The sequence below is a fragment of the Mycobacterium sp. E1214 genome (assembly GCF_001666755.1).
GTDB lineage: Bacteria > Actinomycetota > Actinomycetes > Mycobacteriales > Mycobacteriaceae > Mycobacterium.
Genome location: NZ_LZJC01000040.1, coordinates 1 through 11,042 on the forward strand (window position 1 = coordinate 1; position 11,042 = coordinate 11,042).

Here is an 11,042-nt window from a genome sequence, read left to right on the forward strand (position 1 = left end):
ACGAGACCGCGATGTTGCGCCGCCGCCTCGACCGCGGCTCCGCCGAGCCGACCGTGAACCAGGTCGTCGACGCGCGGGACCTGATCGCCATGCGCGAATCCGTCGAAACCGTGACGGTGCACGAAGACGTGCTGCACTACGTGGTGTCGCTGGCCAACGCGACCCGGCACCACCCGCAGGTGGCGGTGGGGGCCAGTCCGCGCGCCGAACTCGACCTGGTGCAACTCGCCCGAGCCCGGGCGTTGCTGCTGGGCCGCGACTACGTCATCCCCGAGGACGTCAAGGCGCTCGCGGTGACGGCGGTCGCGCACCGGATCACGTTGCGCCCGGAGATGTGGGTCCGAAAGATCCAGGGCGCCGACGTCATCGGGGAGCTGTTGCGCCGGCTGCCGGTGCCACGGACCGGCGAGACCGGGTGACCCCGGCGTGCACCCCACCCGGGAGGAGATCGTCTTCCGTTGGCGCGCATCGCCCTTGACGCGGGCGATCGCCACCTGCGCCGGCTTTGCCCTGGCCGCGGCCGTCATCGGGGGCCGTTGGCAGCTCGTCGCGTTCGCGGCGCCGCTGCTGGGTGTGCTGTGCTCCCTGAGCTGGCAGCGCCCGGTGCCGACCGTGTACGTGCACGGCGAACCCGAACGCCAGCGTTGTTTCGAGACCGAGCCGTCGCGCGTGCGGGTATGGATATCCGAAGACGCCGAGCAGCACGGTTTTTCGTCGGTGACCGTCTCGGTGCCGCAGATCGAGGGCATGGAGGTCGAGAGCGACGGGCCGGGTCCGACCGCGACGGCGGTGACGGCGACGGCCCGCCGTTGGGGCCGGTATCCGATTCGCGCCAGGGTGGAGGCCGTCGCCCGGGGCGGCCTGCTCACTGGCACCGCCCTCGTCGACGCCGCCGAGGTGATCGTGTTCCCCTTGACCCCGCCGCAGTCGACACCCATCCCGCAGACCGAGTTGCTCGACCGGCTGGGCGCCCACCTGACCCGCCACGTCGGCCCCGGCGTCGAGTACGCCGATATCCGGCCGTACGTCCCGGGTGACCAACTGCGTGCGGTGAATTGGCCGGTGAGCGCGCGGCGCGGGCAACTGCACGTGACCGAACGCCTGACGGACCGGGCCGCCGACGTCGTCGTCCTCATCGACGATTACCGGCAGCCGGCGGGTCCGGCGACGGTGGCCACCGAACGCGTCGTCCGCGGCGCCGCACAGGTGGTGCAGTCCGCGCTGCGACACGGCGACCGGGCCGGTGTCGTCGCCTTGGGTGGGCGCCGCCCGCGGTGGCTCGGCGCCGACATCGGCCAGCGCCAGTTCTATCGGGTGCTCGACACCGTGCTGGGCGCCGGTGAGCGTTCCGAGGAGACCACCGGCACCTTGGCGCCGCGCGCGGCGGTTCCGGCCGGCGCCATCGTCGTCGCGTTTTCCACGCTGCTGGACACCGAATTCGCGCTGGCCCTGATCGATCTGCGCAGGCGCGGCCACGTCGTGCTGGCGGTCGACGTCCTCGACAGTTCACCGTTCGAACGACAACAGGATCCGCTGGTGCATCGCATGTGGGCGCTACAGCGCTCCGCCATGTACCGCGACATGGCCACGGTGGGCGTCGACATCGTGGCGTGGCGCGACGACAGCGGGCTGGAACAGTCGATGGGGGTGCTTCCCGGTCGGCGCCGGCGAGTGCGGGGGCGGCTGCGTGGCTGACGGCGCCGCGCTGAATCGCGTTGCGCCGAGCCTGTTCTCGGCGGGCTTTGGGCTGCTGATGGTCGCGTCCGCGGCGGCGGGCGCCCCCGGTGCCCGCGCGGTGTGGGCGGCCGCCGCCCTGGTTGCCGTCGCGGCGGGAATCCCGTACCGCCCGGCCGCGACGCTGGCGGTGCTGCTCGTGGTGCTCAGCGTCGCGCTGTCCGACCCGCCCATTCTGTTCGTCGCCCTCTGCGGGCTATGCGCCACCGGGTATCTGGTGTGCCGGCACGCGGTCGGGCCGGCGGCCCTGGCGGTGCTGGGCAGCCGGCCGACGGCCGTCGCGGCCGTCGGCTTCACCGGCGCCGGGTTGGCGGCGACGTGGTTTCCGCTGCAGCTGCCATGGCTGCCGTTGGCCGCGCCGCTGGGGGCTCTGCTGATCTACCTGCTCGCCGTGCGGCCGTACCTGAACTAAGGCGCGCCGCAGGGTGTCTCAGTGCAGGAGCTGCGCGGCCTGGTCGGCCAGGTTGAGTAGCGGCTGAGGGAAGACGCCCAAGACGACCGTGACCGCGGCGCAGACCGCGATGGCCGCCTTGCTCAGGATCCCGGGAGCGAGGACCTGCGGGGTGTCGTCGGTAGCCTCGGTGAAGAACATCGACACGATGACCCGCACGTAGAAGTAGGCGGCGACACCGCTGGCCACCACGCCGACGATCACCAGGGGCACCGCGCCGCCCTGCGCGGCGGCCTTGAACACCGCGAGCTTGCTGACGAAGCCGCTCGTCAGGGGGATACCTGCGAAGGCCAGCAAAAACATCGAGAACATCACGCCGACGATGGGGGAGCGCTGCCCGAGGCCCGCCCAGTGCGCCAGGGTGGCGTCCTCGACGCCGTCGGCGTTGCGGATCAGGCCCACGATGGCGAAGGCGCCGACGGTGCTGAAGCTGTAGGCGAGCAGGTAGAACAGCGTCGCGGACAGGCCCGCGTGGTTGTCGGCGATGACGCCGGTGAGGATGAAGCCGACGTGGGCGACTGAGGAGTAGGCCAGCATGCGCTTGACGTCGGTCTGGTTGACGGCGGTGATGGTACCGACCGCCATGGTCAAGATCGCGATGGCCCACAACACCGGACGCCACTGGTCGTGCAGCGGCGGCAGGGCGACGTAGACCACGCGCACCAACGCACCGAACGCCGCGACCTTGGTGGCCGCCGCCATGAACCCGGTGATCGGCGTCGGCGCGCCCTGGTAGACGTCGGGGATCCACGAATGGAACGGAACGGCACCGACTTTGAAGAGCAATCCCACCGACAGCAGCGCGACGCCGGCCAGCGCCAACGAACTGTCGCCATGCGCCCCGAGAGAGTCGCGGATGCCGGTCAGCAGCAAGGTGCCGGTGGCGCCGTACAGCAGCGCCACGCCGTAGAGGAAGAAGGCCGACGAAAACGCGCCCAGCAGAAAGTATTTCATCGCCGACTCTTGCGAGAGCAGGCGCCGGTGCCGGGCCAGTCCGCACATCAGGTACAGGGGCAGCGACAGCACCTCGAGCGCGACGAACATGGTCAGCAGGTCGTTGGACGCGGGGAAGACCATCATGCCGCCGACGGACAGCAACGCCAGCGGGAACAGCTCGGTCTGGGCGGCGCCGGCTCGCTCCGCCTCACGCTCGGCGTCGCTGTCGGGCACGGCGGACGCTTGCGGGGTGAAGGAGTCCAACCCCCCGGAGATCCCCGCCGCGGCGCCCACCGTCGCCTTGCTGCCCGCTTTGGTGAGCGTGCGTTCGGCGATGAAGATGACCGCGAGGACCGCGACCAGCAGCACGGTGCCCTGCAGGTACAACGCCGTCCGGTCGACGGCCATCGCGCCCAGCACGACAGCGCGGCCGGCGCTGGGCGCCGACCGGCTCACCGCGATGACCGCGACGAACGCGGCGATCAACCCGGCCAGCGCCAGCAGCACCTGCGCGCGGTAACGAATTCGCCTGGGTAGGAACGCCTCCGCGAGGACGCCGACGATGGCGACGCCGAACACGATGAGCGTCGGGCACAGCAGGAAGTACTCGATACTGGGAGTCGGGAGTGTCATCGCGGTCCTTCGGCTGTCCGGGGCGCGCGGTCGACCGCCGGCACGCTCGGCGCGGGATCATGCTGACCGGTCGTGGTCATGGTGTTCTCGACGGCGGGGTTGATGATGTCGAGCACCGGCTTCGGGTACACCCCGAGCACCAGCAACAACGCGACCAACGGTGCGACGACCAGTAATTCGCGCGCCCGCAGATCGGTGATCTTCTCGGTGCCGGTGGCCACCGGCCCGGTCATCACGCGTTGGTAGAGCCACAGCATGTAGACCGCGGCCAGCACCAGGGCGGTGACCCCGAAGGCGGCCGCCAGCCAGTAGCGGTTGAAGGTGCCCAGCAACACCAGAAATTCGCTGACGAACGGCGCCAGGCCCGGCAGCGACAGGGTGGCCATGCTCGCCACCAGGAAGGTGCCTGCCAGCACCGGCGCGACCTTCTGCACGCCGCCGTAGTCGGCGATCATCCGGCTGCCGCGCCGCGTCACCAGGAAGCCGGCGATGAGGAACACCGCGGCCGTGGAGATGCCGTGGTTGAGCATGTACAGCGTCGACCCGCTCTGGCCCTGACTGGTCATCACGAAGATGCCGGCGATGATGAACCCGAAGTGCGAGATCGAGGTGTAAGCGATCAGGCGCATCATGTCCTTCTGACCGATCGCCACGACCGCACCGTAGATCACCCCGATGATGGCGAGCGTGACGACCGCCGGGCGGAAATACGTTGAGGCATCGGGGAACAGCTGCAGGCAGTAGCGCAGCATGCCGAAGGTGCCGACCTTGTCCATGACCGCCGTGATCAGCACCGCGGTGGCCGGGGTGGCCTCGACCGCGGCGTCGGGCAGCCAGCGGTGCAAGGGCCACAGCGGCGCTTTGATGGCGAACGCGAACATGAACCCCAGGAACAGCGCTTTGAAGACGGCGGTGTTCGCGCCGTAGCGGCCCGCGGCGACGCCGGCGACGATCTCGCGGAAGTCGAACGTGCCCGAGCCGTGCTGGGAGGTCACCACGTACAGCCCGATCACCGCCGCCAGCATGATCAACCCGCCGAACAGGTTGTATAGCAGGAACTTCACCGCGGCCCGGGAGCGGTTCGAGCCGGTGCCGAAGCCACCGATCAGGAAGTACATCGGGATCAGCATGGCCTCGAAGAACACGTAGAACAGCAGCACATCCAGCGCGACGACCGAGATCAGCACCATCGACTCGATGGCCAGGGTCAGGGCGACATACGCGTGCACGTTCCGTGACGACGAAGCGGGGCGAAGCGGGTCCTCACCATCGTTGATGGTGGTGCCCTCACCGTCGTTCCAGCCGCCGACCTGCAGCACCGGGATCAGCACGGCCGTCAGCAGCACGAGAACCACCGCGATGCCGTCGACACCCAGCGTGTAGCCCGCGCCGAAGGCCGGTATCCACGGGTGGCTTTCGACGAATTGGTAGGGCGCGCCGCCCGCCTTGAACTCGGTGGTGACGACGATCGCGACGGCCAGCGTCGCGAGACCGAAGACCAGGCCGGTCCACTTGGCGACCTGTCGCAGGCCGGGCGGCAGCAGGATCACCAGCACGGAACCGACCAACGGCACCAGCCACAGCACGCTCAGCCAGGGGACGTTAGTCACGGGCGCCGCTCCTTGTCCTCATGTCGCCTCCCACGGCCGGGGCGTCGGTCACCACAGCCGCACCGCCAGAATCATGGCGACCACCAGCGCCGCCCCGGTCAGCATCGACAGCGCGTAGTTGCGGGCGAAGCCGGTTTGCAGGCCCCGCAACCGGTTCGAGGTCGCGCTCACCAGCGCGGCCAGCGCGTTGACCGAGCCGTCGACGCCCGCGTCGTCGACCTCGACGAGCGCCTCGGTCAGTTCCGCGCCGGGCCGCATGAACACCTCTTCGTTGAAGGCGTCGCCGTAGAAGTCGCGACGGGCCGCCGTCGTCAACGGCGACACCGCCAGCGGCGCCACGCGGGGGATGTCGGTGGTGGCGTACAGGCGGTAGGCCACCGCGATGCCGACGACGACGACGCCGAGCGCCAGGCTGGTGCTCGCCCACGCCGGAAGCGCGTGGGCGGATTCCTCGTGGGCGCCGACGATCGGCTCCAGCCAGCGCCGCAGCGTGCCGCCGATCGCGAGCAGGCCACCGGCGAACACCGAGCCGAACGCGAGCAGGATCATGGGCCAGACCATCAGGGCGGGCGCCTCGTGCGGGTGGGTGCCCGGCGCCCAGCGCTTCTTGCCGAAGAAGGTCATCAGCATCACCCGCGTCATGTAGAACGCCGTGACGCCGGCCCCCAGCAGGGCCGCGCCGCCGAGCACGTAGCCGCGGGTGCCGCCGGAGTTCAACGCGGCCTCGATGATCGCGTCCTTGGAGAAGTACCCGGCGAACGGCGGCACGCCGATGATGGCCAGGTATCCGAGGCCGAACGTGACGAAGGTGACGGGCAGCGCCGCCCGCAGGCCGCCGTAGCGGCGCATGTTCTGTTCCTCGTGCATCGCGTGGATCACCGAGCCGGAACCCAGGAAGAGCCCCGCCTTGAAGAAGCCGTGGGTCAGCAGGTGCATGATCGCGAACGCGTAACCGGCCGGGCCCAATCCGGCGGCGAGCACCATGTAACCGATTTGGCTCATCGTCGAGGCGGCCAACGCGCGCTTGATGTCGTCCTTGGCGCAGCCGATGAACGCGCCGAGCAGCAGCGTGACCGCCCCGACGATCACCACCGCCAGCTGCGCGTCGGGGGACAGGTTGTACAGCGGGTTGCACCGCACGATCAAATACACGCCCGCGGTCACCATGGTGGCGGCGTGGATCAGCGCCGACACCGGCGTCGGGCCTTCCATCGCGTCACCCAGCCACGCCTGCAGCGGCACCTGGGCGGACTTCGCGCAGGCGCCGAGCAGCAGCAGCAAGCCCATGGCGGTGAGCGCGCCGCGGCTGGCGGCGGGAGCGCCGGTGAACACGCCGGCGTAGGACAGCGTGCCGAAAGTGCGGAACATCAAGAACATTCCGAGCGCCAGGCCGGCGTCCCCGACGCGGTTCATCACGAACGCCTTCTTCGCCGCCGTCGCAGCGGTCGGCTTGTGGTACCAGAACCCGATGAGCAGGTAGGACGCCAGGCCCACGCCCTCCCAGCCGACGTAGAGCACCACGAAATTGTCGGCCACCACCAACAGGAGCATCGACGCGAGGAACAGGTTGAGGTACCCGAAGAACCGTCGGCGGTCGGCGTCGTCGGCCATGTAGGCGACCGAGTAGAGGTGGATGAGCGACCCGACGCCGGAGATCAGCAGGATGAAACAGATGGAGAGCTGGTCGATGTGCAGCCCGAGATCGACCCGCAGTTGCCCGACGGGGATCCAGGTGTACAACGTCTGGTGGACGAGCCGGTCCTCAGCGGCGCGGCCTAGCAGCTCGCTCAGCAGGCCCACGCCCACCCCGAACGCCGCGAGGGCGGCGGCGCAGCCCAGCCAGTGCCCCCAGGCGTCGGTGCGCCTGCCGCCGAACAGCAGGATCGCGGCACCCGCCAATGGCAGTGCCACCAGAAGCCAGGTGTATTGAGTCATGTCGGCGTGTTCTCAGCCTTTGAGTAGGTTGGCGTCGTCGACCGACGCCGATTTGCGGGCACGGAAAATCGTCATGATGATCGCCAGGCCGATGACAACCTCGCAGGCCGCCACGACCATCGTGAAGAACGCGATCATCTGCCCGTCCAAGTGGCCGTGCATCCGCGCGAACGTGACGAACGCGAGGTTGACCGCGTTGAGCATCAGCTCCACGCACATGAACATCACGATGGCGTTGCGCCGCAACAGCACGCCGGACGCGCCGATGGTGAACAGCAGCGCCGAAAGATACAGGTAGTTGGCCGGATTCACGACGCACCCCCTTGGGACAGGCTCGTGCCCGCTTCGGCGGGCCGGGTGTCGGAGATCTGCGTCCCGTCCGCGCCGCGGCGGTGCAGGATCGGCGACACCGACATCGTCGAGTACGACCCGTCCGGAAGCAGCGCGGCGACGTCGACGGCGTTGTGCCGCGCGTACACGCCGGGCCCCGGCATCGGGGTCGGATGCCCGCCGGGCAGGAACCGCTCCTGGGACAGCTCGCGCTGGGTCTTGCGGCGCTCGAAGCGCTCGCGGTGCGCCAGCACCATCGCGCCGACGGCCGCGGTGATCAGCAGGGCGCTGGTCAGCTCGAACGCCCAGAGGTAGCGCGAAAAGATCAGCGCCGCCAGCCCTTCCACGTTGCCGTTCGCGTTGGCGGTGGTCAGGCCGGCGAAGCCGCCGGTGGCCACGTTGCCGATCGCGGCGACCAGCAGGACGCCGAAGGCGACGCCGGTGACGACCGCCGCGACCCGCTGCCCGTGCAGCGTCTCTTTCAGCGATTCGGCGGAGTCCACCCCGATCAGCATCAGCACGAACAGGAACAGCATCATCACCGCGCCCGTGTAGACCACGACTTGCACGACACCTAAGAACAGCGCGTCCTGCACCATGTAGAACACCGCCAGGCTGAGCATCGTCATCGCCAGGAACATGGCCGAGTACACCGCGTTGACGGCGAGGACCACGCCGAGCGCGCCGATCAGCGCCACCGCGCCCAGCACCCAGAAGGTCACCGCCTCGCCGGTGGAGGTGCGCACGATGGTGTCGGCCGCCAGGAGCTGGCCGGTCAGCCCAGTCATCGGGATTCTCCGGCCTTTTCGACCTCGCGCAGGCCGTGCGCCGTCACGTTGCCCTGGTAGTAGTCCTTGTCGGTGGCGCCCGGGGTGCGCGGATGCGGCGGCGCGAGCATGTCCTGCAACAGCGGCGCCAGCAGCCGGTCCTTCTCGTAGATCAGGTCGGCCCGGTTGTCGTCGGCCATTTCGTAGTCGTTCGTCATGGTCAACGCGCGGGTGGGGCAGGCCTCGATGCACAAGCCGCAGCCGATGCAGCGCAGGTAGTTGATCTGGTACACGCGGCCGTAGCGCTCACCGGGCGAAAACCGTTGCTCCTCGGTGTTGTCCGCGCCCTCGACGTAGATGGCGTCGGCCGGGCACGCCCAGGCGCACAATTCGCAGCCGATGCATTTCTCCAGACCGTCGGCGTAACGGTTGAGCTGATGACGACCGTGGTAGCGCGGCTTGACCGGGCCCGGTTTCTCCGGATAACCCTCGGTCACCCTTTTCTTGAACATCGCCGAGAAGGTGACGCCGAAGCCCGCCACGGCGTCGAGGAATTTAGCCATGTGCTTTCTCCTTGCTCGCCGCCGCCAACGACTTCATGGGCAACGGCGGTGTGGGGAACACCGGTGCGGTGGTGTGCGCGCCGGGCAGCTGTTTGGATTGACGCTTCAGCTGCTTCTCCAGCGCACGAATGCCCGGAGTGCTGAACGGCTTTCGCAGCGTCAGGATCAGGATCGCCGTGAAGACGAGGCTGCTGGCGACCAGGATCGGGGTCCAGTGCGCGTACCCCTGGTTGGCCGCGGTGCGGATCACCGCCGCGATCAACACCCACACCAGCGACGCGGGGATCAGCAACTTCCAGCCCAGCGCCATGAATTGGTCGTACCGCAGCCTCGGCAGCGACGCCCGCAGCCACATGTAGATGAACAGGAACGTCCACATCTTGAGGGTGAACCACAGGACCGGCCACCAGCCGGTGTTGGCGCCCGCCCACATGTCCAGCGGCCAGGGCGCGTGCCAGCCGCCGAAGAACATCGCCGTGGCCAGCGACGACACCGTCATCATGTTCACGTATTCGGCGAGCATGAACATCGCGAATTTCAGCGACGAGTACTCGGTGTGGAAGCCCGCGACCAGTTCGCCTTCGGCTTCGGGCAGGTCGAACGGGGCCCGGTTCGTCTCACCGACCATCGAGATCAGGTAGATCAGGAACGACGGCCCGAGAAGGAACACGTACCAGACGCGGTCCTGGGCGGCCACGATCTGTGACGTCGACATGGTGCCGGCGTAGAGGAACACCGCCGTGAAGGACAGGCCCATCGCCACCTCGTAGGAGATCACCTGCGCGGTCGAGCGGACACCGCCCAAGAGCGGGTAGGTGGATCCGGAGGCCCAGCCGCCGAGCACGATGCCGTACACGCCGATCGCCGACAGCCCGAGGATGAACAGGACCGCGACCGGCAGGTCGGTCAGCTGCAGCGGGGTGCGGTGACCGAATATCGACACCACCGGGCCGAACGGGATGAACGCGAACGCGGTGAACGCGGGGATCACCGAAAAGCACGGGGCGGCAAAGTAAACGAACTTGTCGACGCCGCCGGGGGTGATGCTCTCCTTGAGCGCCAGTTTGATGCCGTCGGCCAGGCTCTGCAGGGCGCCCCAGGGGCCGGCCCGGTTGGGGCCGGGCCGCAGCTGCATCCAGCCGAGGATTTTGCGTTCCAGGAGGATCGCGAGCAGCACGTTGAGCATGAGGAAGACGAAGATCGCCAGCGCCTTGCCCAGCACCAGCCACCAGGTGTCGTGCCCGAAGGCCATCAGGCCGGTCATGATGCCGCTCCGATGCGCACCGTGCTGCCCAGGCCGACGCCGAGTTGTCGGTGCACCGCCGAACCGGGCGAGTTCACCGGCAGCCAGACCACCCGGTCGGGCATGTCGGTGATCGCCAGCGGCAGCCGGATGGATCCGTGGGGGGTGCTGACGGTGATGGGGTAACCGTCGGCGGCGCCGAGCTCGGCAGCCGTGGCGGCCGAGAGCCGGGCCACGGGCTTGCGAGCGGTGCCCGCCAGGTGCGGTTCCCCGTCCTGCAGCAGGCCGTTGTCCAGAAGCATCCGCCAACCGGTCAGCACGGCCTCGCCGGCGTCGGGCCGGGCCGGCGCCGCGGCGGCGACGTCGGGCGTCGCGGCGCGCTCGCCGTCCCACAGGCCCAGGGCCGCGATCTCTTCGCGGGCGCTCGCCACGTCGGAGGCGCCGAGGTAGACGCCCATCTCGTCGGCCAGTGCGTCGAGGACCTGGTGATCGGACTGGCTGGCCTGCTGGGTGCTGCCCCGCAGCGCCGGCTCGAAGGGCCGGAAACGGCCCTCCCAGTTGACGAACGCCCCGGCCTTCTGCGTGGTCGGCGCGACCGGGAACACCACGTCGGCGCGCTCGGTGACGGCGCTGTGGCGCAGCTCGAGGCTGACGACGAACCCGGCGGCGTCCAGCGCGGCCAGCACCGCGTCCGGCTCGGCGAAGTCGTCGGGCTCGACGCCGCCGACCAGCAGCGCGCCCAGCGTGCCGTCCGTGGCGGCGGCCAGGATTGCCGAGGCGTCACGCCCTGCGGCCGTGGGCAATTCGGACACGTGCCAGGCGCCGGCCACCTGCGCGCGG

The 11,042-nt window shown here is 69.3% G+C and carries 10 protein-coding genes and 1 pseudogene; 3 read left to right on the forward strand and 8 right to left on the reverse strand.

The window, feature by feature from the left end; genetic code table 11:
• The 3 genes from A5700_RS05065 to A5700_RS05075 all read left to right on the forward strand — a co-directional run.
• Positions 1 to 419: MoxR family ATPase (locus tag A5700_RS05065; protein ID WP_197502831.1), on the forward strand; the 419-nt coding region annotated here is incomplete at its 5' end.
• Positions 420 to 426: 7 nt separating this feature from the next.
• Positions 427 to 1,695, forward strand: coding sequence for a DUF58 domain-containing protein (locus A5700_RS05070; RefSeq protein ID WP_068070127.1), 1,269 nt, complete (start codon positions 427 to 429; stop codon positions 1,693 to 1,695).
• Between the two features lie 58 nt (positions 1,696 to 1,753).
• Positions 1,754 to 2,146, forward strand: a complete 393-nt coding sequence (locus A5700_RS05075) for a hypothetical protein (protein ID WP_197502833.1) — start codon at positions 1,754 to 1,756, stop codon at positions 2,144 to 2,146.
• Between the two features lie 18 nt (positions 2,147 to 2,164).
• Here the strand turns inward: A5700_RS05075 and nuoN are convergent, their stop codons facing one another.
• The 8 genes and pseudogenes from nuoN to A5700_RS05115 all read right to left on the reverse strand — a co-directional run.
• On the reverse strand, positions 2,165 to 3,754 hold the full coding sequence (nuoN, locus tag A5700_RS05080; protein ID WP_068070125.1) for an NADH-quinone oxidoreductase subunit NuoN: 1,590 nt from the start codon (positions 3,752 to 3,754) through the stop codon (positions 2,165 to 2,167).
• On the reverse strand, positions 3,751 to 5,364 hold the full coding sequence (locus tag A5700_RS05085) for an NADH-quinone oxidoreductase subunit M (RefSeq protein ID WP_068070124.1): 1,614 nt from the start codon (positions 5,362 to 5,364) through the stop codon (positions 3,751 to 3,753). The genes nuoN and A5700_RS05085 overlap by 4 nt, the downstream gene beginning before the upstream one ends.
• Before the next feature lie 48 nt (positions 5,365 to 5,412).
• A complete protein-coding gene (nuoL, locus tag A5700_RS05090) occupies positions 5,413 to 7,299 on the reverse strand; it encodes an NADH-quinone oxidoreductase subunit L (RefSeq protein ID WP_068070123.1) in 1,887 nt (628 codons plus the stop codon).
• A 12-nt stretch (positions 7,300 to 7,311) separates the two neighbouring features.
• Complete coding sequence (gene nuoK / locus A5700_RS05095) at positions 7,312 to 7,611, reverse strand: NADH-quinone oxidoreductase subunit NuoK (protein ID WP_025735676.1); 300 nt, start codon at positions 7,609 to 7,611, stop codon at positions 7,312 to 7,314.
• Positions 7,608 to 8,417, reverse strand: coding sequence for an NADH-quinone oxidoreductase subunit J (locus tag A5700_RS05100; RefSeq protein ID WP_068070122.1), 810 nt, complete (start codon positions 8,415 to 8,417; stop codon positions 7,608 to 7,610). Before A5700_RS05100 ends, nuoK begins: the two co-directional genes overlap by 4 nt.
• Positions 8,414 to 8,968: pseudogene (nuoI, locus tag A5700_RS05105) on the reverse strand (NADH-quinone oxidoreductase subunit NuoI); the annotation flags it as partial. The gene A5700_RS05100 and the pseudogene nuoI, both read right to left, overlap by 4 nt.
• Entirely contained in the window at positions 8,952 to 10,214 is a 1,263-nt protein-coding gene (nuoH, locus tag A5700_RS05110) for an NADH-quinone oxidoreductase subunit NuoH (RefSeq protein WP_197502832.1), read from the reverse strand. The gene nuoH and the pseudogene nuoI, both read right to left, overlap by 17 nt.
• A gap of 5 nt (positions 10,215 to 10,219) precedes the next feature.
• On the reverse strand, positions 10,220 to 11,042 hold an 823-nt coding region (locus tag A5700_RS05115), incomplete at its 5' end, for a molybdopterin dinucleotide binding domain-containing protein (protein ID WP_156671083.1).